Consider the following 20,442-nt stretch of genomic DNA (forward strand, 5'->3'; position numbering starts at 1 on the left):
ATGCGCGTACGTACGACCGTCCCGGCCGCCCTCGCCGTCCTGGGGCTCGCCACCGGCTGCGGCGCCGCCGACATGACCAAGCAGGCCTCGCCGTTCGCCAACGCCCAGGGCACGAAGTCCGTGACCCTGTCCGTGCAGTCCTGGGTGGGCGCGCAGTCCAACGTGGCCGTCGCCCAGTACCTGCTGGAGCACCGGCTCGGCTACCGCGTCGACACCGTCCAGGTCGACGAGGTGCCCGCGTGGGACGCGCTCAGCCAGGGCCGTGTCGACGCGATCCTCGAGGACTGGGGCCACCCGGACCAGGAGAAGCGGTACGTCGAGGACAAGAAGACCATCGCCCGCGCGGGCGACCTCGGGGTGACCGGCCACATCGGCTGGTTCGTGCCGACCTACCTGGCGAAGCAGCACCCCGACATCACCGACTGGAAGAACCTGAACAAGTACGCCGGCCTCTTCCGCACCCCGGAGAGCGGCGGCAAGGGCCAGCTGATGGACGGCTCCCCGTCCTACGTCACCAACGACAAGGCCCTGGTCGGCAATCTGAAGCTGGACTACCAGGTGGTCTTCGCCGGTTCCGAGGCCGCCCAGATCACCCAGATGAAACAGTCCGCCAAGGAGAAGAAGCCCTTCCTGACCTACTGGTACTCGCCGCAGTGGCTGTTCAAGAAGGTCCCCATGACGGAGGTGAAGCTGCCGCCGTACAAGGACGGCTGCGACGCGGACACGGCGAAGGTCGCCTGCGCCTACCCGCACACCCCGCTGCAGAAGTACCTCAACGCGGACTTCGCGAAGTCCGGCGGCAAGGCGGCGGCCTTCCTGAAGAAGTTCCGGTGGACGACGGAGGACCAGAACGAGGTCTCCCTGATGATCGCCGACCAGAAGATGTCCCCGCAGGACGCGGCGAAGAAGTGGGTGGACAGCCACCCCGACGTGTGGAGGAAGTGGCTGTCCTGAACCGCCCTACTCCGCCTGCCGTTTCACCAGCTGTTCGGCCATCCCCTGCAGCGCCAGCGCCGCCCAGCGCTGCAGCCCCGGTCCGAACGTGATGCGCGTGGCCCCGAGTTCGCCGAGTCCGGCGGGCGAGGGGCCGCCGCCGTCCAGGTGGCCGTGGACGTTGATCGGGCCCTGGATCCCGGCGCGCAGCAGGGGCAGCACGTCGGCCGGGGCGAGGATCGGATAGACGCAGTCCGCGCCCGCCGCCACGTACAACGCGGCCCGCTCGATGGCCCGTTCGGGATCCTTCTCGCCGCGGAGGAAGGTGTCGACGCGGGCGTTGAGGAACAGCCGGTCGCCCGCGGCCGCGCGGAACTCGGCGAGGAACTCGGCCTGCTCGTGCGGGTCCTTCAGGACGCCCCCGTCCGAGTCCTCGAGGTTGCAGCCGACGGCCCCCGCCTCCAGCAGCCGCTCCACGATCTCCCGCGGCGCGAGCCCGTACCCGGCCTCGATGTCCGCCGACACCGGCACGTGCACGGCCCGGGTGATCCGGGCGACCGCGGCGAACATCTCGTCCGCCGGGACGGCCCCGTCCTCGTACCCGAGCGACGCGGCGACGCCCGCGCTCGGCGTGGCCAGCGCCGGGAAGCCGGCCGCCACGAACACCCGCGCACTGGTCGCGTCCCACGGGCCGGGCAGGACCAGCGGATCGCCCGGGGCGCGCCCCAGGTGCAGCGCGCGGAACGCCTCGACCTCGCCGCCGCGCCTCACGCGTGCTGTCCCGGCTGGTAGTGGCCGGGCACCATCCGGGTGCTCACGCCGATCCGGTTCCAGGCGTTGATCACCGTGATCGAGGCGATCAGCTGGGCCAGCTCGGGCTCCTCGAAGTGCTTCGCGGCGTGCTCGTACACCTCGTCCGGCACGAAGCCGTCGGTCAGGACGGTGATCGCCTCGGTCAGCTCGATCGCCGCCAGCTCCTTCGCGGTGTAGAAGTGCTTCGACTCCTCCCACGCGCTGAGCTGCACGATCCGCTCCACGCTCTCACCGGCCGCGAGCGCGTCCCTGGTATGCATGTCGAGGCAGAACGCGCAGTGGTTGAGCTGCGAGGCGCGGATCTTGACCAGCTCGTACAGCGTGGGGTCCAGCCCCCGCCGGGCGGCGGCGTCCAGCCGGACCATCGCCTTGTAGACCTCGGGCGCGTGCTCGGTGAACCGCATCCGGGGCGTGTGCTCGGCGACGTACCCGTCCTGGTTCCCGGTGCTGGTGTCGGTGCTGATGTCAGTGCTCATGCCGTCGACCCTACGAGCGGGGCAGCCCAGGGGTATGGTCCATTTCCATGGCGAGACCTTGGGCCACTCTGGGCGTCGACCTCCACCTCGAACCGACCGGCGCGGGCGGCCTGCGCCGGGGCCTGACCGACGCCCTGCGCGACGCCGTCCGCACCGGCCGCCTCGCCCCCGGCACCCGGCTGCCGTCCTCCCGCAGCCTCGCCACCGACCTCGGCATCGCCCGCAACACCGTCGCCGAGGCCTACGCGGACCTGGTGGCGGAGGGCTGGCTCACCGCACGGCAGGGCTCGGGCACCCGGGTGGCGGAACTGGCGGCCACTGCGCCCTCCGGCAGGGCCGCGGGACCCCGCCACCGCGAACCCGTCCGTCCGACGTACAGCCTCCTGCCCGGCGCCCCCGACCTCGCCGCCTTCCCGCGCACCGAGTGGCTCAGGGCCGCCCGCCGCGCCCTCACCACCGCCCCGTACGACGCCCTCGGCTACGGCGACCCGCGGGGCAGGCCCGAACTGCGCACCGCCCTCGCCGGATACCTCGCACGGGTGCGCGGCGTCCGCGCCGATCCGGACTCGGTGCTGATCACCTCCGGCTTCGCCCACGCCCTGCGGATCGCCGGCACGCTGCTCGCGGCGCGCGGGGTGCGCACGGTGGCGGTCGAGTCCTACGGCCTCGACGCCCACTGGAACCTGCTCCGGCAGTCCGGCCTCGCCACACCCGCCCTCCCCTACGGCCAACTCGGCACGGACACCGGCGCCTTGGGCGACGCGGGCGCGGTGCTGCTGACCCCCGCGCACCAGTTCCCCATGGGCACGCCCCTGCACCCGGAACGACGGGCCGCGGTGATCGACTGGGCGCGGCGCACCGGCGGACTGGTCCTGGAGGACGACTACGACGGCGAGTTCCGCTACGACCGCCAGCCCGTCGGCGCCCTCCAGGGCCTCGACCCCGACCGCGTGATCTACTTCGGCACCGCCAGCAAGTCCCTGGCCCCCGGACTGCGACTGGGCTGGATGGTGCTGCCGCCGTCCCTGGCCCGGGAGGCGGCCTCGGCCAAGGGCGGCACCGAGACCGTGGGGGTGCTGGAGCAGCTCACCCTCGCCGAGTTCATCACCTCCGGCGCCTACGACCGCCACGTCCGCTCCGCCCGCCTGCGCTACCGGCGCCGCCGCGACGCCCTGGCCGAGGCGGTCGCCGCCCGCGCCCCCGAGGTCACGGTCACGGGCATCGCCGCCGGCCTGCACGCCCTCCTGCGCCTGCCGCCGGGCCTGGAGGAGTCGACGGTCCAGGCTGCCGCCTGGCAGGGCCTGGCCCTCCAGGGACTCTCCTTCCACCGGCACCCGGAGGCTGCCGCCGAACCGCTGGACGCGCTGGTCGTGGGATACGCGACCCCGCCGGACAGCGCGTGGGCGGGGGCGCTGGAGGCGTTGTGCAGGGTGCTGCCGTAGAGGGAGTGACGGTGACCGGGGCGCAGCGCCGCGCCGGCCCGTGAGCGGGCCGGGCGAAGTCCACTGCGGTTCGGCAGCACCCTGAAGGGGCGCGGGGAACCGCGCGACCGGCCACGACGGCGCCGCAGACGGACGACGCGTATCTCGGCGCTTGCCGCGGAGCGCTCAGGCGACGGACTCCTCGGCCTCCGGTGCCTCCCCGAAGCGGGCCAGCGCCATCGCGCCCGCCACCGCCACCAGGAAGCCCAGGACCGCCAGCCAGGTCAGCCCCTCGCGCGTGCGGTCCCCCAACCACACCACGCCCACCGCCGCCGGTCCGAGCGTCTCGCCGATCACCATGCCGGCCGTGGCCGTGGTCACCGCACCGCGGGTCAGGGCGGAGGTCAGCAGCATGAACGCGGCGCCGCTGCCGATGATCAGCGCGTACGTCGCCGGGTTGGTGAGCAGCTGCGCCGGCCGCAGCGAGTCGATCAGGCGCACCGACACCTCCACCACCCCGAACCCGAACCCGGCGCCCAGCCCGAGGATCAGCGACCGGCTCCTCCCGGTCAGCCGCCCGCCCGCGAGCGCGAGCAGCAGCATGCCGACGGCCACCGCGAGCATCACGTACCGCAGGGTGTCCGACCCGTCCTGCCTGCCCTCCGGCCCGGACGCCAGCGCCAGCATGGCGAGCCCGGCGCACACCACGGCCACCGCGCCCCACTCCGTGCCGTTCAGCCGTACCCGCAGCAGGCGCGCCGCCACCACGGCCGTCACCGCCAGACTCGACGCCAGGGCGGCGCTGACGGCGTAGATCGGCAGGGACCGCAGGGCCACGATCTGGAACAGGAAGCCGAGCCCGTCCAGCGACAGCCCGGCGATGTACTTCCACTGTCTGAGCGCGCGCAGCAGCAGCGCGGCCTCACCGCCCTCGCCCGTACCGGCCGTCCGCGCGGCCACCGCCTGCAACACCGTCGCGGTACCGAAACAGACCGCCGCGCCCAAGGCGCACACCATTCCGAACAACACAAAGGGACTCTAGGCGAGTGGTAAAGCCGCAGGCCGCCCGGGCGGCGGTTCTCACCGATCTCTCGTCTGATCCGAACGTCCTACGGTGGGGGCCCTGCTCGGCCGCGAGGGCGCGGGCGTCACCGTGCACCGGCCGGGCGCCGCGCCGGTCCCGCGCGACGCACCCTGCTGCTACCAGCGGCTCGCCCCGCTGCCCGCCTTCGACGGCAACCACGTCGTCCTCGGCGATCCTCCAGGCCACCTCTAGGCCACGTCGAGAACCGCCCGCACCTGCTCCAGCCCCCAGTCCAGATCCGCCTCGGAGACGATCAGCGGCGGCGAGAGCCGGATCGTCGCGCCGTGGCTCTCCTTCACCAGCACCCCGCGCCCCATCAGCCGCTCCGCGACCTGCCGCCCGTTGCCGACGTGCGGGGCGACGTCCACCCCGGCCCACAGCCCCCGCCCCCGCACCGCCGTCACCGCACCGGTGGCCGGCAGCTGGGCCAGCGCCCGGTGCAGCCGCGCGCCCAGCTCGGCCGCCCGTGCCTGGAACTCGCCGGTGCGCAGCATCGCGATCACCTCCAGCGCCACCGCGCACGCCAGCGGATTCCCGCCGAACGTCGACCCGTGCTCGCCCGGCCGGAACACCCCGAGCACCTCCGCGCTCGACACCACCGCCGACACCGGCAGGATCCCGCCGCCCAGCGCCTTGCCCAGCACGTACATGTCCGGCACGACCCCCTCGTGCTCGCACGCGAAGGTCCGCCCGGTCCGCCCGAGCCCCGACTGGATCTCGTCGGCGACGAACAGCACGTTCCGCTCACGGGCCAGCTCCCGCACCGCCGCCAGATAGCCGGCCGGCGGCACGATCACCCCGGACTCGCCCTGGATCGGCTCCAGCAGCACCGCGACGGTGTTCTCCGTCAGCGCCGCCCGCATCGCGGTCAGGTCGCCGTACGGGACGATCTGGAAGCCCGGCGTGTACGGCCCGAAGTCCGCGCGGGCCTCCGGGTCGGTCGAGAAGCTGATCACGGTCGTCGTACGCCCGTGGAAGTTGCCGCCCGCGACCACGATCTTCGCCATCTCGGCCGGCACGCCCTTGACCTTGTACCCCCACTTCCGGGCCGTCTTGACCGCGCTCTCCACCGCCTCCGCACCGGTGTTCACGGGCAGCACCATCTCCATCCCGCACAGCTCGGCCAGCTCGGTGCAGAACGCGGCGAACCGGTCGTGCAGAAACGCGCGCGACGTCAGCGTCACCCGCCCCAGCTGCGCCGTCGCCGCCTCGATCAGCCGCCGGTTGCCGTGCCCGAAGTTCAGCGCGGAGTACCCGGCCAGCAGGTCCAGATACCGGCGGCCCGCCACATCCGTCAGCCACGCCCCCTCGGCCGTGGCCACGACGACGGGCAGCGGATCGTACGTGGGCGCGCAGTGCCTGCCTGCGGCGGCGATGAGATCTTCGGCGGTGGTCATGATCGCTCCCGGTGCGGCGGTGCCCCCTTCGATGCCCTCACCCCATCCTCGCTCGCATGGTGGACGCGCGGCCTGTCGTGCGCGGCGCGCCCGGTAGGCTGATCAACGGGCCGTGACTGGCGCGCTGGGATGGGACCGACCATCAGGGAGCGGCCCTGCGGGACAGTAGGGGTCCCGCGGGAAAACAGTGCCGTGCGCCTGGGCCGAACGTGAACGCTGTACGCACACCGTCCGGAGGTCCCCGATGCCTGAGCAGCAGCCCCTCTCCACCGAGTCCACCGCCTTCCGCGCCGCCCTCGACGTGATCCGCGCCGTCGAGCCGCGCGTCGCCGACGCCATCGGCCAGGAGGTGCACGACCAGCGCGAGATGCTCAAGCTGATCGCCTCCGAGAACTACGCCTCCCCGGCCACGCTCCTCGCGATGGGCAACTGGTTCAGCGACAAGTACGCCGAGGGCACGATCGGCCGCCGCTTCTACGCCGGCTGCCGCAACGTCGACACGGTGGAGTCCCTCGCCGCCGAGCACGCGAAGGCGCTGTTCGGCGCCCGGCACGCCTACGTCCAGCCGCACTCCGGCATCGACGCCAACCTCGTCGCCTTCTGGGCCGTCCTCGCCGACCGCGTCGAGGTCCCCTTCCTGGAGAAGGCGGGCGCCCGCCAGATCAACGACCTCACCGAGGCCGACTGGGCCGAGCTGCGCCAGGCCTTCGGCAACCAGCGCATGCTCGGCATGTCCCTGGACGCGGGCGGCCACCTCACCCACGGCTTCCGCCCGAACATCTCCGGCAAGATGTTCGACCAGCGCTCCTACGGCACCGACCCGGCGACCGGCCTGATCGACTACGCGGCGCTGCGCGCCCAGGCCCGCGAGTTCAAGCCGCTGATCATCGTCGCGGGCTACTCGGCGTACCCCCGTCTGGTGAACTTCCGGATCATGCGCGAGATCGCCGACGAGGTCGGCGCGACGCTGATGGTCGACATGGCGCACTTCGCCGGTCTGGTCGCCGGCAAGGTCCTGACCGGCGACTTCGACCCGGTCCCGCACGCCCAGATCGTCACCACGACCACTCACAAGTCGCTGCGCGGCCCGCGCGGCGGCATGGTCCTGTGCGACGACTCCCTCAAGGACCAGGTCGACCGCGGCTGCCCCATGGTCCTCGGCGGCCCGCTCCCGCACGTCATGGCCGCGAAGGCCGTCGCCCTGGCCGAGGCCCGGCAGCCCGCCTTCCAGGACTACGCCCAGCGCATCGTCGACAACTCCCGCGCGCTGGCCGAGGGCCTGACGCGCCGCGGCGCCACGCTCGTGACCGGCGGCACGGACAACCACCTCAACCTGATCGACGTGGCCACGTCGTACGGCCTCACCGGCCGCCAGGCCGAGTCGGCCCTCCTCGACTCCGGCATCGTCACCAACCGCAACGCCATCCCGGCCGACCCGAACGGCGCCTGGTACACCTCCGGCATCCGCATCGGCACCCCGGCGCTCACCACCCGCGGCCTGGGCACGGCGGAGATGGACGAGGTCGCGGGCCTGATCGACCGCGTCCTTGCGACGACGCAGCCGGGCACCACGAAGTCGGGCACGCCGAGCAAGGCCTCCCACGTCCTGGACGCGAAGGTGGCCGAGGAGATCGCCCGGCGGGCGACGGACCTGGTGGCGGGCTTCCCGCTGTACCCCGAGGTCGACCTGGGCTGAACCCGCCGCCGAGCGCGGGGTCGCGGGCGTGCCGTCGCCACTGTCCACACCTGAGAGAATGATGAACATGGCCTCTGCTGACCGACCCCGCGTGCTCTCCGGAATCCAGCCCACCGCCGGCTCGTTCCACCTCGGCAACTACCTCGGCGCCGTCCGCCAGTGGGTCGCGCTCCAGGAGTCCCACGACGCCTTCTACATGGTCGTCGACCTGCACGCGATCACGGTCCCGCAGGACCCGGCCGAGCTGCGCGCCAACACCCGGCTCGCCGCCGCCCAGCTGCTCGCCGCCGGCCTGGACCCGGACCGCTGCACCCTCTTCGTGCAGAGCCATGTCCCCGAGCACGCCCAGCTCGCCTGGGTGATGAACTGCCTCACCGGCTTCGGCGAGGCCAGCCGCATGACCCAGTTCAAGGACAAGTCCGCCAAGCAGGGCGCGGACCGGGCGAGCGTCGGCCTGTTCACGTACCCGGTCCTCCAGGTCGCCGACATCCTGCTCTACCAGGCGAACGAGGTGCCGGTCGGCGAGGACCAGCGCCAGCACATCGAGCTGACCCGGGACCTGGCCGAGCGCTTCAACGGCCGCTTCGGCGAGACCTTCGTGATCCCGTCGCCGTACATCCTCAAGGAGACGGCGAAGATCTACGACCTCCAGGACCCGACGATCAAGATGAGCAAGTCGGCGTCCACGCCGAAGGGCCTCATCAACCTCCTCGACGAGCCGAAGACGACCGCCAAGAAGGTCAAGAGCGCCGTCACCGACACCGACACCGTGATCCGCTACGACGCGGAGCACAAGCCCGGCGTGTCGAACCTGCTCACCATCTACTCCACGCTCACCGGCAGGTCGATCGCCGAGCTGGAGCGGGAGTACGAGGGCAAGATGTACGGCGCCCTGAAGACCGACCTCGCCGAGGTGATGGTCGACTTCGTGACGCCGTTCAAGGAGCGCACCCAGCAGTACCTGGACGACTCCGAGACGCTCGACTCGATCCTGGCCAAGGGCGCGGAGAAGGCGCGCGCCGTCGCCGCGGAGACGCTCGCGCAGGCGTACGACCGCGTGGGATTCCTGCCGGCGAAGCACTGAGCCGGCTGCCGCACCGGACAGAGCGCTGCACATCACTTCCCTCGCGCCTGCCCACAGGACACCCGTGGCCGTACAGTCAATAGCCACGGGCGGGGAAGAACGCGGTAAGAACACAGGGCGCGGACGACAGGAGACGACGTGGGGACCGTAACGATCGGCGTGTCGATCGCGGTCCCGGAGCCTCACGGCAGCCTGCTCCAGGAGCGGCGCGCGGGCTTCGGCGACGCCGCGGCTCACAGCATCCCGACGCATGTCACGCTGCTGCCGCCGACCGAGGTCGACGCGGCGGACCTGCCGGCCGTCGAGGCGCACCTCACCGAGGTCGCCGCGGCCGGCCGTCCCTTCCCGATGAGGCTGTCGGGCACGGACACCTTCCGCCCGCTCTCACCCGTCGTCTACGTCCGGGTCGTCCAGGGCGCCGAGGAGTGCGCCCGGCTCCAGCAGCGGGTGCGGGACGCCTCCGGGCCGGTGCCGCGCGAGCTCCAGTTCCCGTACCACCCGCACGTCACCGTCGCGCACGGCATCTGCGAGGCCGCCATGGACCGCGCCTTCGCGGAGCTGTCCGGCTTCGAGGCCGACTGGCCGTGCACCGGCTTCGCCCTCTACGAACAGGGCCTCGACGGCGTCTGGCGCGAGCTGCGGGAGTACACGTTCGGGGGCTCCGTGGTCCCGCCCCAGGCCAGTGGCGCCGACGTGGAGCGGTGCGCTAGGCCGGGAGTCGCCTGAACAGCGCCCTCGGGGTGTGCCGCAGCGCGGCCATCACCACCCTGAGCACGCCCGGTACCCACACCGTCTCCGCGCGGCGGCGCAGGCCCAGCTCGATCGCCGTGGCGATGGCCTCCGGGGTGGTGGCGAACGGGGTCTGCGGCCGCTCGACGGAGCCGGGGCGTACGACCATGACGTGCACGCCGGTGCCGTGCAGGGCGTCGCCGAGGCCCTGGGCGAAGGCGTCGAGGCCCGCCTTGCTGGAGCCGTAGATGAAGTCCGCGCGGCGGGCCCGCTCACCGGCGACCGAGGACAGCACGACCAGCGAGCCGTGGCCCTGCGCCTGGAGGGCGCCCGCGGCGACCAGGCCGGCCGAGACCGCCCCGGTGTAGTTGGTCTGGGCGACCCGCACGGCCCGTGCCGGTGTGCGCTCGTCCTCGGCCTGGTCGCCGAGGATGCCGAAGGCCAGCAGCACCAGGTCGATGTCGCCCTCGGCGAAGACCTTGCCGAGCGCACTCTCGTGGGAGTCGGGGTCGAGGGCGTCGAAGTCGGCCGTACGGACGTCCGCGCCGAGCCGGCGCAGGCCCTCGGCGGCCTCCTCCAGCGCGGGGGAGGAACGCCCGGCCAGCCACACCGTGCGGGTGCGCCGGGCGATCAGCCGGCGCGCGGTGGCCAGCGCGATCTCCGACGTGCCGCCGAGGACGAGCAGGGACTGGGGGAGACCGAAGGCGTCCTTCACGTCAGCTCCTAGGAGTCAGAGGGCGAGGCGGCGGGCGAGGTCGGAGATGAAGACGCCGCGGGGGTCCAGCCGGGCGCGCAGGGCGCGGAAGTCGGTGGCGCGCGGATACATGGCGGTGAGCAGGTCGGGGCGGAGCCGGCAGTCGCGGGCGAGCCCGACCCGGCCGCCGGCCGCGGCCACCTCCTCGTCGAGTCCGTCCAGGAAGGCGGCGAGCCCGGGCAGCGCGACCGGCAGGTCCAGCGCCAGCGACCAGCCGGGCACGGCACAGGAGAGCCAGCCGGGACCGGCCGCTCCGAGGCGCTGGAGGACGGCGCGGGCCGAGGGGCAGCGGCGGTCGGCGACGCGCCGCACGATGCGGTGCAGCGCCTCCTCCTGGCCGTGGCCGACGGCGAACTGGTAGCGCACGCGGCCGAGACGGCCGTAGCAGCGGCCGCCGAGCGAGACGGTGTCCAGCGGGTGGCGGAAGACGGACAGGTGCCGGAGCCGGCCGGGGTGCGCGCGGGGCGCGGCGAGATACCGGATCCCGGCGGGCACGAGGGAGCCCAACGGGCCGACGGGCGGGAGGAGTTGGAGGGCGCGCGGGGAGAGCGGGCGCCGCCGTGCGCGCGGAACCGCGCCGCGCAGGGCGGCGCGCGGGGCGTGGCCGGCGCGGGTGAGGACCGCCCGTCCGGTGGCCGCGCCCCGGGCCGTCAGGTCGATGCGCGCGGCCGCGTAGCCGTGCGGCCGGCCGGTGCCGGGGGCCGCCAGGCGGGCCAGCAGGTCGTCGAGGTCGGCGGCGCGCTCGGTACCGACGGTCAGGTACGCCGTCTCCACCGGCAGCAGCCGGACCGTCGCGGTCAGGATCACCCCGGTCAGGCCGAGCCCGCCGGCCGTCGCCCCGAACAGCTCGCTGTCCGGGCGGACCGCGCGCACCTCGCCGTCGGCCGTGAGCAGTTCCAGGGCCACCACGTGGCGGCTGAAGGAGCCCGCGGCGTCAGGGGCGCAGCCGTGCAGGTCGGCGCCGATCGCCCCGCCGACGGTGACGTGCCGGGCGGCGGGGAAGGCGGGCACCGACCAGCCGAGCGGAAGCAGGAGTTCGGCCAGCCGGTGCAGGCCGAGGCCCGCGTCGCACAGCACGATGCCCTCGGCGGCGTCGACGACATGGACGCGGTCCAGGCCGGTCATGTCGAGGACGGCACCGCCCGCGTTCCGTGCCGCGTCCCCCAGGGCCCGGTCCGGTCCGCCCCGGGCGACGACGCCCCGCGCCCCGCACGCGCGGACGGCGACCGCGGCCTCCTCGTGGGTCCGCGGACGGATGACGGAAACCGTGTCTCCTGACATGTCGGGGACCGTATCGTCCCTGTATGGGAGGTTAGTTACGGAACATTCGCGCACTGCACACAACGGGTGATTAGTGGGATGTCATACGAGCGCGTGGGCGGGGGCAGGAACGGATCATGGACTGGCTGAAGAGACTCCCCGGCATCGGGCCGATCGTCACCCGCCTGATGACCACGCACGCGTGGCACTGCTACGAGCGGCTGGACCGGGTGAAGTGGTCGCGGCTGGCCGCCGCCATGACGTTCATCAGCTTCGTCGCGCTGTTCCCGCTGCTGACCGTGGCCGCCGCGATCACCGCCGCCACGCTCAGCCCGTCCCGGCAGAAGACCGTCGAGCAGAAGATCGCCGAGCAGTTCCCCGGCGTCGTCTCGGACCAGCTGAACATCACCACGCTCGTGCACAACGCCGGCACCGTCGGTCTCATCGCGGGCGCGGTACTGCTGCTCACGGGCATCAACTGGGTCGGCCAGATGCGCGGTTGCCTGCGCGCGGTGTGGGAGCTGCCGGACAAGGCGGACAACCCGTTCCTCGCCAAGGCCAAGGACACCGGCATCCTCGTCGGTCTCGGCGGCGCCCTGCTGCTCACCTTCGCCGCGTCCACGCTCGCCTCAGCCACCGTCGGCCTGGTCTCGCGCCAGCTGGGCCTCGCCGAGTACGGCTGGGGCGGCGCGCTGCTGCGGGCCGCCGCCGTCGCCGTCGCCGTCCTCGCCGACTTCCTCATCCTGCTCTACGTCCTGACCCTGCTGCCCGGCGTCGAGCCGCCGCGCCGCCGCCTGCTGGTGGCCGCCCTGCTCGGCGCGGTCGGCTTCGAGCTGCTGAAACTCCTGCTCAGCGGCTATATCCAAGGGGTCGCGGCGAAGAGCATGTACGGCGCGTTCGGCGTCCCCGTGGCGCTGCTGCTGTGGATCAACTTCACCGCGAAACTGGTCCTGTTCTGCGCGGCCTGGACGGCGACGCAGAACGGCCGGTCCGAGCCGAACGACACCCCCCAGGTCACGGACGGTTCCGGCGGCGCAGCAGGTCCGGCAGCGGCCAGCGCCGGTTGACCAGGAACGCCCCGCCCGCGAGCAGCACGAGCACCCCGCCCGTGATGGCCGCGGCGGTGCCGATCCCGCCGCCGGAGCCGGTGGCGGCACCCGCGACGGGCTTCGCCCCGGACCCGTGCCCGGCACCGGAGCCGGACGCGCTCGGCCCGGAGCTCGGCACGGCGTTCTTCGGCGGCACCAGCTCACCCACCGGCTTGACCTTGCCGGCCGCCTGGAAACCCCAGTCGAACAGCTTCGCCGTCTCCTTGTAGACCTCGTTGTGCTCGTGCTTCTCGGGGTTCATCACCGTGACGAGCAGCACCCGCCCGTTCCGCTCGGCGACTCCGGTGAAGGTGGCGCCCGCATGCGTGGTGTTGCCGTTCTTCACGCCCGCGATGCCCTGGTAGACGGGGACGTCGGCGTCACCGCTGAGCAGCCGGTTGGTGTTCCTGATCTCGCCCGGGCCGAACTTCGCCCGCACCGTCGAGCAGTAGTCCCGGAAGTCCTTCTTCTGGAGCCCGGAGCGGGCGAACAGCGTCAGGTCGTACGCCGACGAGACCTGCCCCGGCTCGTCGTAGCCGTCCGGGGTCACCACGTGTGTGTCGAGGGCCTGCAGCTCGTCGGCGTGGTTCTGCATGTCCCTGACCGTCTGCTGGACCCCGCCGTTCATCGCGGCCAGCACGTGCACGGCGTCGTTGCCCGAGCGCAGGAACACCCCGAGCCACAGGTCGTGGACGCTGTAGGTGTTGCCCTCCTTTATGCCGACCACGCTGGAGCCATCGCCCATGCCCGCGAGGTCCGAGGGCGCCACCTTGTGCGTGGTGGTCCTGGGGAAGCGGGGCAGCACGGTGTCGGCGAACAGCATCTTCAGCGTGCTCGCCGGCGGCAGCCGCCAGTGCGCGTTGTGCGCGGCCAGCACGTCGCCCGACTCGGCGTCGGTGACGATCCAGGACCGGGCGGTGATGTCCTTCGGCAGCACGGGCACGCCCGGCGCGAGGTTCACCTGCGTACCGGGCTGCCCGAGCCGGGTGCCGCCGACGACCGACATCCCGGCCGGGGGTGTGGCCGTCGGGCTCGTCGAGGGGGCGGGGGCGGCGAGCGCGGCGGGAACGGCGCCGGCGAGGGACAGCAGCGTGGCGGAGGTGACCAGCAGTGATCGCTGGACGATCTTCTTCGATGCGGACACGGTCGGAAACGTACCTGTCACGGACGGCGAAGTCCCGCGTCCGCTCCCACCCCCGGCGGGGAACCGGACACGGCCCGGCGATACTGGACCCATGACGCTCAGCCGCCGCCTCTCCTGGTTCCTGCTCGCCTTCGGGGTGTGGAGCTGGGTCATCTGGATCACTTTCGTCAAGAACCTCGTCAAGGACGGCAGCGGGCTGGCCTTCGACCATGGTCATCCGACCGCGTACTTCTGGGTACACCTGCTGCTGGCCGTCGTCTCCTTCGTATTGGGGACGGTCATCGGGGGCATCGGGTTGCGTGGTCTGCGCACACTGCGCCGCACGTCATAACGGGGTCCGTCCAGACCGTGGATCACGTACCATCCTGGTCGAATTGACCAACTGTCGTGGTTGTCCGTTTGGCTGGAGGGATCTCCACGCCTCGACCGGGGACGACTGCGCAAGGGGGAAGGAAAAGACCAGGATGACGTCATCGAGGCTGCGCCGGCGCGTCGCCGGAACCGCCGCCGCCGTTCTTCTGATAGGTGCCGGCGCCCTCGCCACCGCGCCGTCGGCGGCGGCCAAGGCCAACCTGCTCTCCATCGACACGGTGTCCCTGCACACCCCCGGCCTGCAGGTGAAGGTCACCTACTCCTGCGACGTCGGCATGGACCACGAACTGGTGGCCAACGCCACGACGCTCAACCACAGTCCGCACGACCAGTCCATCGCCGCGGGCACCGTCAAGAAGGACCGGCTGGTCTGCGACTACGACCAGCATGTCGCGCTGGTGACCATGCGCCCGGCCGCGGGCTCGCACTTCGACAAGGGGGACAAGGTCAAGGTCACCGTCTTCTACTTCGACAACGACGGCTTCCGGTACGGCGACACGGAGACGGTCGCCGTCCTGTAGAACGGCGCCGCGGTGGCCCTCCCTGACTGGAATCGCTCCCACCCCTGTGCAGGACCTGTGAAACCCGGAAGAAACAACTCCTGGGTAAGTTCTTGCTCATCTGGTCAGAAAGCCCTTCCCCCGGATCAAACTCCTGTGATTAGGTGAGCCGCGTCACTTGGGGGAGTGGCCAAATCGTGCTGGCCAGGGGTAGGGCCTGCAAGGGTCCTGGGGAGGGCACCATCCATGCGATCTGTTCGCATGCGCATTCTCGTGACGCTGCTCGTGCTCGCGGTCGTGGGAATCGGCGGCTGGCAGCTGCTGCCGTCGCAGGAGAACAAGAACAGGACGATCACGGTCGGTACGACGGACGCCGTCACGGACCTGGACCCGGCCGGCGCCTACGACGCCGGCTCGTGGGCCTTGTTCAGCAACGTCTTCCAGTCGCTGCTCACCTTCGACCCGGGCGGGGTCACCCCGGTCCCGGACGCGGCCAGGAGCTGTGCCTTCCAGGGCTCGGACCTGAAGACGTACCGGTGCGTCCTGCGCTCCGGGATCACCTTCCCGGGCGGCCGGAGGATGACCGCCGAGGACGTGAAGTACTCCTTCGACCGGGTCAAGAAGATCAACTCCGATGTCGGCCCGGCGTCGCTGTTCGCCACGCTCGGCTCGGTGACCGCGGACGACGCCACCACCGTCACCTTCCATCTGACCTCCCCGGACGCCACCTGGCCGCTCAAGGTCGCCACCGGCGCCGGGTCGATCGTCGACAAGGACACGTATCCGGCGAACGCCCTGCGCACCGGCACCTCGGTCGACGGCACCGGCCCGTACACGCTGACGTCGTACACGAAGGACGAGAAGGCGGAGCTCGCGCCGAACGGGCACTACGTGGGCTACCTCGGCGGCACCGGCCGGCCGGTCGAGCTGCGCTACTACACCGACTCGGCGAAGCTCGACAGCGCCTGGAAGGCCAAGCAGGTCGACGTCGCCACCCGGACCCTGTCGCCGGGGGTGCTCGCCCAGCTGAACCCGAGTGACCCCAACGAGCGCGTCACCGAGTCCGACAGCTCCGAGACCCGCAACCTGTACCTCAACACCCGCGCGGGCTCCCCGCTGCACGATGTGCGGGTGCGCCGCGCGATGGCCTGGCTGGTCAACCGCGAGCAGCTGTCCGCGACGGTCTACCAGGGCACCGTCGACCCGCTGTACTCACTGATCCCGACCGGCATCACCGGCCACGCCACGTCCTTCTTCGACGACTACCCGACGCAGTCCGTCGCCAAGGCCCGCGCACTGCTCACCCAGGCCGGCGTGAGCCTGCCGGTGCGCTTCACCTTCGGCTACGGCATCGGGCACGGCGCCGGCGCCGAGGAGGCCGCGCAGCTCACGAAGCAGCTGGAGGCGGGCGGCCTGTTCCAGGTGGACGTCAAGGGCTACGAGTGGACCGACTTCCAGAAGCGCTGGGCCGCCGGGAAGATGGACGCCTGGGCGGTCGGCTGGGTGGCCGACTACCCCGACCCGGACACCTTCGGCGCCGCCCTCGTCGGCTCCGGCTCCACGATGAGCACCGGCTACAGCAACAAGGTCGTCGACCATCTCATCCAGGACAGCCGGCAGTACGCCGACCGCAGCGAGACCGTGGGCGACTTCAAGGGCATCCAGGCGGACGTCGCCCAGGACGTCCCGCTGATCCCGCTGTGGCAGCGCAAGGAGTACGTGGTCAGCACCGAGGACGTCGGCGGCGGCCAGTACCTGGACGACGGCACGGGCGTCTTCCGCCTGTGGCGCCTGAACTGGATCTGATCAACCGCCCTGCCGCGCCCGCCCGTTGGACTCCTCGGACTCCTCGGACGCCGCGGACTTCTTGGAGTCCCTCGTCCGGGGGTCCGGCAGGGCGCGGGTCATGCCGGGCAGGAAGTCCGTGAACAGCTCGTGGACCTCCAGGACCAGGGGGCGCAGCACCCGGAACCGGGCGAGCGCCACGCCCCGGGCGGTCAGCCGGGCGCCGCGCCGGGCCAGCCGGTAGCTGCGCTCGCGCCCCTCGGTCCGGTCGAAGATCCAGTACAGGACGAGCCCCATCTGGGCGAGCCACATCAACTCCGGGAGCACGTCCCGGAGTTCGGGCGACACCTTGGACCTGGATCCGGCGAGCACCTCCCGGTGGATGGCGATCGCCTGCGCGCGGGCGGGCGCGCTCTCCGGCGAGAAGGGGCTGAGCGGGCTGTCGGGATCGGCGGCGTTCTTGAAGAACTGTACGGCGAACTCGTGGTACGGCCGCGCGATGTCGAGCCACACCGTGAGCACGCCCGCGAGCCGCTCCTCGAGGCCCGTCTCCCGGTCCAGGACCTCCCGCACCGCGGCCTGCTGCTCGGCGGCGATCCGGTCGTAGAAGCCCTGGATCAGGTGCTCCTTGCCCGCGAAGTAGTAGTAGGCGTTGCCGACGGAGACCCCGGCCTCCTGCGCGATGGCCCGCATCGTGGTCTTGTCGTACCCGCGCTCCTGGAACAACCGCATCGCGGTCTCCAGGATCAGCGCGCGGGTCTGCTCGGACTTGCTGCTGGGGGAGTCGGCCGGCTCCGGGCCGTCGTTCATCGCGGGCACGGTAGAAGAGCCTAGTCAGTGCGGACGGGCCCGCTGTCAGCCCCTGCGTCCCAGTTCCCGGCGCTTGGTGTAGTCCGTGAAGCCGAGGATGTTGCCCCAGGGGTCGGCGATCTCGACGGTCCAGCCGGTGACCGTCCGGAACGCCTCGTCGAGCGGCGCGATCCCGGCCCCGGCCAGCCGCCGCGCCGCCGTCCGCGCGTCCGGCACCTCCAGCCAGATCCGCGGGGACGGCCACGGCGGGGTCCGGTGCATCAGGGCCTCCTCGACCCGCAGCAGGATCCCCGGCGTCTCCCCGCCGACCCCCAGCTGCGCGATCCCGGCCTCGTCGAAGCGGAACCTCACGCCGAATCCGGCCCGCTCGTAGAAGGCCACGGCCTCGCCGAGGTCGCCGACGGGCAGCAGGACGTTGTCGAACCCGAGCAGTTCGTACGACTCATCGTCTGACATGACGTCAGATTAGAACCGGCCGGCCGGGAAATCCGACCAAAACGCCCGAGGGCCCCGCTTCCGGAGTCGGAAGCGGGGCCCTCGGTGCGGTGGGCCGTAAGGCTCAGTAGCGGCGCGTGATCAGCGCGCGCTTGACCTCCTGGATCGCCTTCGTGACCTCGATACCGCGCGGGCAGGCGTCGGTGCAGTTGAAGGTCGTGCGGCAACGCCACACGCCGTCACGGTCGTTCAGGATCTCCAGGCGCTGCTCGCCCGCCTCGTCACGGCTGTCGAAGATGAAGCGGTGGGCGTTCACGATGGCGGCCGGACCGAAGTACTGGCCGTCGTTCCAGAACACCGGGCAGGACGACGTGCACGCGGCGCACAGGATGCACTTGGTGGTGTCGTCGAAGCGCTCGCGGTCCTCGGCCGACTGCAGACGCTCGCGCGTCGGCTCGTTCGTGTCCTTGGTGACCAGGAACGGCATGACGTCCCGGTACGCCTGGAAGAACGGCTCCATGTCGACGACCAGGTCCTTCAGGACCGTCAGGCCCTTGATGGGCTCGACCGTGATCGGCTTCTCGGGGTTGATGTCCTTGATCAGCGTCTTGCAGGCAAGGCGGTTCTTGCCGTTGATCCGCATCGCGTCCGAGCCGCAGATGCCGTGCGCGCACGAGCGGCGGAAGGTGAGGGTGCCGTCGACGTCCCACTTGATCTTGTGGAGGCCGTCGAGGACACGCTCCTTCGGGTCGATCTCCAGCTGGAAGTCTTCCCAGGTCGACTCCGCCGAGACCTCCGGGTTGAACCGGCGGATCCGGAAGGTGACCGTGATCAGGTGCGAGGAGGCCGCGGCCTCCGCCTCCACCTTGTCCAGAACGGGGGTAGCCATCAGTACTTACGCTCCATCGGCTGGTAGCGGGTCTGGACGACCGGCTTGTAGTCGAGACGGATGGACTCGGTGCCGTCGTCGCCCACCTCGCGGTACGCCATGGTGTGGCGCATGAAGTTGACGTCGTCGCGGTTCGGGTAGTCCTCGCGGTAGTGACCGCCGCGGGACTCCTTGCGGGCCAGGGCGGACACGGCCATGACCTCGGCCAGTTCGAGCAGGTTGCCCAGCTCGATGGCCTCCAGCAGGTCCGTGTTGAACCGCTTGCCCTTGTCCTGGATCGAGACGTTCTTGTAGCGCTCGCGCAGCTCGGCGATCTTCTCGACGGCCGTCTTGATCGTCTGCTCGGTGCGGAACACCATGACGTTGGCGTCCATGGTCTCCTGCAGCTCCTTGCGGAGCGTGGCCACCCGCTCGTTGCCGGTGGACTCGCGCAGCCGCTCGATCTGCTCGACGACGAACGCCTCCGGGTTCTCCGGCAGCTCGACGAAGTCGGCCTTCTGGGCGTACTCGGCGGCGGCGATGCCCGAACGGCGGCCGAACACGTTGATGTCCAGCAGCGAGTTGGTGCCGAGCCGGTTGGCGCCGTGCACGGAGACGCAGGCGACCTCGCCGGCCGCGTACAGACCCGGGACGACCGTGGTGTTGTCCGCCAGGACCTCGCCCTCGACGTTCGTCGGGACGCCGCCCATCGCGTAGTGCGCGGTCGGCTGGATCGGGATCGGGTCCGTGTACGGCTCGATGCCGAGGTAGGTCCGCGCGAACTCGGTGATGTCCGGCAGCTTGGCGTCCAGCTGCTCCGGCGGGAGGTGCGTGAGGTCGAGGTAGACGTGGTCGCCCTCGGGACCGCAGCCACGGCCCTCGCGGATCTCCGTGTAGATGGAGCGGGACACGACGTCACGGGACGCGAGGTCCTTCATGACCGGCGCGTACTTCTCCATGAAGCGCTCGCCGTCCTTGTTGCGGAGGATGCCGCCCTCACCGCGGGCGCCCTCCGTCAGCAGGATGCCCATGCGCCAGATGCCGGTCGGGTGGAACTGGAAGAACTCCATGTCCTCCAGCGGGATGCCCCGGCGGTAGCACGCGGCCTGGCCGTCACCGGTCAGGGTGTGCGCGTTGGAGGTCACCTTGAAGAACTTGCCGGTGCCGCCGGACGCGTAGATGACCGACTTCGCCTGGAAGACGTGGATCTCACCGGTGGCCAGCTCGTACGCCACGACACCGGCGGAGTGCCTGACGCCGTCGACCTCGGTGATCAGCTGGTCCAGGACGTAGAACTCGTTGAAGAACTCCACGCCCTCCTTGACGCAGTTCTGGTACAGCGTCTGGAGGATCATGTGGCCGGTGCGGTCCGCGGCGTAGCAGGACCGGCGCACCGGCGCCTCGCCGTGGTTGCGGGAGTGACCGCCGAAGCGGCGCTGGTCGATGGTGCCGTTCGGGGTCCGGTTGAACGGCAGGCCCATCTTCTCCAGGTCGAGGACGGCGTCGATGGCCTCCTTCGCCAGGATCTCGGCGGCGTCCTGGTCGACCAGGTAGTCACCGCCCTTGACCGTGTCGAAGGTGTGCCACTCCCAGTTGTCCTCCTCCACGTTGGCCAGCGCGGCGGCCATGCCGCCCTGCGCGGCGCCCGTGTGGGAGCGGGTGGGGTAGAGCTTGGTCAGCACGGCGGTGCGGCTGCGCTTCGTCGACTCGATGGCCGCGCGCATGCCCGCGCCGCCGGCGCCGACGATGACGGTGTCGTACTTGTGGATCTTCATGATTCTCGCAGCCCCGTG

Annotated in this window: 20 protein-coding genes, 1 pseudogene and 1 riboswitch; of the genes and pseudogenes, 10 read left to right on the forward strand and 11 right to left on the reverse strand. The window is 71.5% G+C overall.

The window, feature by feature from the left end; genetic code table 11:
- Positions 1-954 (forward strand): ABC transporter substrate-binding protein, encoded by a 954-nt coding sequence (locus BIV23_RS14195; protein WP_071381172.1) that lies wholly within the window; start codon positions 1-3, stop codon positions 952-954.
- Positions 955-960: 6 nt separating this feature from the next.
- Here the strand turns inward: BIV23_RS14195 and BIV23_RS14200 are convergent, their stop codons facing one another.
- Positions 961-1,704, reverse strand: coding sequence for an isocitrate lyase/PEP mutase family protein (locus BIV23_RS14200; protein WP_071381173.1), 744 nt, complete (start codon positions 1,702-1,704; stop codon positions 961-963).
- Positions 1,701-2,222 (reverse strand): carboxymuconolactone decarboxylase family protein, encoded by a 522-nt coding sequence (locus BIV23_RS14205; RefSeq protein ID WP_071381174.1) that lies wholly within the window; start codon positions 2,220-2,222, stop codon positions 1,701-1,703. Before BIV23_RS14205 ends, BIV23_RS14200 begins: the two co-directional genes overlap by 4 nt.
- 47 nt (positions 2,223-2,269) lie before the next feature.
- On the opposite strand from BIV23_RS14205, the gene pdxR reads away from it, so the two are divergent.
- Entirely contained in the window at positions 2,270-3,664 is a 1,395-nt protein-coding gene (pdxR, locus tag BIV23_RS14210; RefSeq protein WP_071381175.1) for a MocR-like pyridoxine biosynthesis transcription factor PdxR, read from the forward strand.
- A gap of 165 nt (positions 3,665-3,829) precedes the next feature.
- Here the strand turns inward: pdxR and BIV23_RS14215 are convergent, their stop codons facing one another.
- Positions 3,830-4,660 carry a DMT family transporter gene (locus BIV23_RS14215; RefSeq protein WP_071381176.1) on the reverse strand — a complete coding sequence of 277 codons (831 nt, stop codon included), beginning with the start codon at positions 4,658-4,660 and terminating at the stop codon, positions 3,830-3,832.
- Between the two features lie 106 nt (positions 4,661-4,766).
- Here BIV23_RS14215 and BIV23_RS48540 point away from each other — a divergent pair.
- A pseudogene (locus BIV23_RS48540) lies at positions 4,767-4,898 on the forward strand (glutathionylspermidine synthase family protein); the annotation flags it as partial.
- A 17-nt stretch (positions 4,899-4,915) separates the two neighbouring features.
- Here BIV23_RS48540 and rocD read toward each other — a convergent pair.
- Entirely contained in the window at positions 4,916-6,124 is a 1,209-nt protein-coding gene (gene rocD / locus BIV23_RS14220; protein WP_071381177.1) for an ornithine--oxo-acid transaminase, read from the reverse strand.
- A gap of 102 nt (positions 6,125-6,226) precedes the next feature.
- A riboswitch (ZMP/ZTP riboswitch) is annotated at positions 6,227-6,335 on the forward strand.
- Positions 6,336-6,368: 33 nt separating this feature from the next.
- On the opposite strand from rocD, the gene BIV23_RS14225 reads away from it, so the two are divergent.
- The 3 genes from BIV23_RS14225 (at position 6,369) to BIV23_RS14235 (ending at position 9,630) form a co-directional block, all read left to right on the forward strand.
- On the forward strand, positions 6,369-7,820 hold the full coding sequence (locus tag BIV23_RS14225; protein WP_071381178.1) for a glycine hydroxymethyltransferase: 1,452 nt from the start codon (positions 6,369-6,371) through the stop codon (positions 7,818-7,820).
- A 58-nt stretch (positions 7,821-7,878) separates the two neighbouring features.
- Positions 7,879-8,904: a tryptophan--tRNA ligase gene (trpS, locus tag BIV23_RS14230; RefSeq protein ID WP_425443488.1), complete on the forward strand. Its 1,026-nt coding sequence runs from the start codon at positions 7,879-7,881 to the stop codon at positions 8,902-8,904.
- Positions 8,905-9,042: 138 nt separating this feature from the next.
- The gene (locus BIV23_RS14235) at positions 9,043-9,630 is read left to right on the forward strand and encodes a 2'-5' RNA ligase family protein (RefSeq protein ID WP_071381179.1); all 588 of its coding nucleotides are present in this window, start codon (positions 9,043-9,045) and stop codon (positions 9,628-9,630) included.
- On the opposite strand, the gene dprE2 is transcribed toward BIV23_RS14235, so the two are convergent.
- Positions 9,611-10,348 (reverse strand): decaprenylphospho-beta-D-erythro-pentofuranosid-2-ulose 2-reductase, encoded by a 738-nt coding sequence (gene dprE2, locus BIV23_RS14240; RefSeq protein ID WP_071381180.1) that lies wholly within the window; start codon positions 10,346-10,348, stop codon positions 9,611-9,613. The genes BIV23_RS14235 and dprE2 overlap by 20 nt on opposite strands.
- Positions 10,349-10,363: 15 nt before the next feature.
- Positions 10,364-11,668, reverse strand: a complete 1,305-nt coding sequence (locus tag BIV23_RS14245) for an FAD-binding oxidoreductase (protein WP_071381181.1) — start codon at positions 11,666-11,668, stop codon at positions 10,364-10,366.
- 116 nt (positions 11,669-11,784) lie between these two features.
- Between BIV23_RS14245 and BIV23_RS14250 the strand changes: the two genes are divergently transcribed.
- Entirely contained in the window at positions 11,785-12,714 is a 930-nt protein-coding gene (locus BIV23_RS14250; RefSeq protein WP_071381182.1) for a YihY/virulence factor BrkB family protein, read from the forward strand.
- Here BIV23_RS14250 and BIV23_RS14255 read toward each other — a convergent pair.
- Positions 12,662-13,879, reverse strand: coding sequence for a D-alanyl-D-alanine carboxypeptidase family protein (locus tag BIV23_RS14255; protein ID WP_071381183.1), 1,218 nt, complete (start codon positions 13,877-13,879; stop codon positions 12,662-12,664). The genes BIV23_RS14250 and BIV23_RS14255 overlap by 53 nt on opposite strands.
- A 91-nt stretch (positions 13,880-13,970) precedes the next feature.
- On the opposite strand from BIV23_RS14255, the gene BIV23_RS14260 reads away from it, so the two are divergent.
- From BIV23_RS14260 to BIV23_RS14270, 3 genes are all read left to right on the forward strand, one after another.
- Positions 13,971-14,210: an SCO4848 family membrane protein gene (locus BIV23_RS14260; RefSeq protein WP_071381184.1), complete on the forward strand. Its 240-nt coding sequence runs from the start codon at positions 13,971-13,973 to the stop codon at positions 14,208-14,210.
- A 133-nt stretch (positions 14,211-14,343) separates the two neighbouring features.
- Positions 14,344-14,772, forward strand: a complete 429-nt coding sequence (locus tag BIV23_RS14265; RefSeq protein ID WP_071381185.1) for a hypothetical protein — start codon at positions 14,344-14,346, stop codon at positions 14,770-14,772.
- A 240-nt stretch (positions 14,773-15,012) separates the two neighbouring features.
- Positions 15,013-16,557 (forward strand): ABC transporter substrate-binding protein, encoded by a 1,545-nt coding sequence (locus BIV23_RS14270; protein WP_079173145.1) that lies wholly within the window; start codon positions 15,013-15,015, stop codon positions 16,555-16,557.
- On the opposite strand, the gene BIV23_RS14275 is transcribed toward BIV23_RS14270, so the two are convergent.
- The 4 genes from BIV23_RS14275 to sdhA all read right to left on the reverse strand — a co-directional run bounded on the left by BIV23_RS14275 (position 16,558) and on the right by sdhA (position 20,424).
- The gene (locus tag BIV23_RS14275; protein ID WP_071381187.1) at positions 16,558-17,355 is read right to left on the reverse strand and encodes a TetR family transcriptional regulator; all 798 of its coding nucleotides are present in this window, start codon (positions 17,353-17,355) and stop codon (positions 16,558-16,560) included.
- Positions 17,356-17,391: 36 nt separating this feature from the next.
- On the reverse strand, positions 17,392-17,802 hold the full coding sequence (locus BIV23_RS14280; protein WP_071381188.1) for a VOC family protein: 411 nt from the start codon (positions 17,800-17,802) through the stop codon (positions 17,392-17,394).
- Between the two features lie 103 nt (positions 17,803-17,905).
- The gene (locus BIV23_RS14285; protein WP_071381189.1) at positions 17,906-18,670 is read right to left on the reverse strand and encodes a succinate dehydrogenase iron-sulfur subunit; all 765 of its coding nucleotides are present in this window, start codon (positions 18,668-18,670) and stop codon (positions 17,906-17,908) included.
- On the reverse strand, positions 18,670-20,424 hold the full coding sequence (gene sdhA, locus BIV23_RS14290) for a succinate dehydrogenase flavoprotein subunit (protein ID WP_071381190.1): 1,755 nt from the start codon (positions 20,422-20,424) through the stop codon (positions 18,670-18,672). Before sdhA ends, BIV23_RS14285 begins: the two co-directional genes overlap by 1 nt.
- Between the last annotated feature and the right edge of the window lie 18 nt (positions 20,425-20,442).

Source organism: Streptomyces monashensis, assembly GCF_001866665.1.
Lineage (GTDB): Bacteria > Actinomycetota > Actinomycetes > Streptomycetales > Streptomycetaceae > Streptomyces > Streptomyces monashensis.

Bases quoted from the DNA above. Each gene is read 5' to 3' on its own strand.
- BIV23_RS14195 (WP_071381172.1), top strand. From the start codon at position 1: ATGCGCGTACGTACGACCGTCCCGGCCGCCCTCGCCGTCCTGGGGCTC.
- BIV23_RS14205 (WP_071381174.1), bottom strand. From the start codon at position 2,222: ATGAGCACTGACATCAGCACCGACACCAGCACCGGGAACCAGGACGGG.
- pdxR (WP_071381175.1), top strand. From the start codon at position 2,270: ATGGCGAGACCTTGGGCCACTCTGGGCGTCGACCTCCACCTCGAACCG.
- BIV23_RS14215 (WP_071381176.1), bottom strand. From the start codon at position 4,660: ATGGTGTGCGCCTTGGGCGCGGCGGTCTGTTTCGGTACCGCGACGGTG.
- rocD (WP_071381177.1), bottom strand. From the start codon at position 6,124: ATGACCACCGCCGAAGATCTCATCGCCGCCGCAGGCAGGCACTGCGCG.
- BIV23_RS14225 (WP_071381178.1), top strand. From the start codon at position 6,369: ATGCCTGAGCAGCAGCCCCTCTCCACCGAGTCCACCGCCTTCCGCGCC.
- trpS (WP_425443488.1), top strand. From the start codon at position 7,879: ATGATGAACATGGCCTCTGCTGACCGACCCCGCGTGCTCTCCGGAATC.
- BIV23_RS14245 (WP_071381181.1), bottom strand. From the start codon at position 11,668: ATGTCAGGAGACACGGTTTCCGTCATCCGTCCGCGGACCCACGAGGAG.
- BIV23_RS14250 (WP_071381182.1), top strand. From the start codon at position 11,785: ATGGACTGGCTGAAGAGACTCCCCGGCATCGGGCCGATCGTCACCCGC.
- BIV23_RS14260 (WP_071381184.1), top strand. From the start codon at position 13,971: ATGACGCTCAGCCGCCGCCTCTCCTGGTTCCTGCTCGCCTTCGGGGTG.
- BIV23_RS14265 (WP_071381185.1), top strand. From the start codon at position 14,344: ATGACGTCATCGAGGCTGCGCCGGCGCGTCGCCGGAACCGCCGCCGCC.
- BIV23_RS14270 (WP_079173145.1), top strand. From the start codon at position 15,013: ATGCGCATTCTCGTGACGCTGCTCGTGCTCGCGGTCGTGGGAATCGGC.
- BIV23_RS14280 (WP_071381188.1), bottom strand. From the start codon at position 17,802: ATGTCAGACGATGAGTCGTACGAACTGCTCGGGTTCGACAACGTCCTG.
- BIV23_RS14285 (WP_071381189.1), bottom strand. From the start codon at position 18,670: ATGGCTACCCCCGTTCTGGACAAGGTGGAGGCGGAGGCCGCGGCCTCC.
- sdhA (WP_071381190.1), bottom strand. From the start codon at position 20,424: ATGAAGATCCACAAGTACGACACCGTCATCGTCGGCGCCGGCGGCGCG.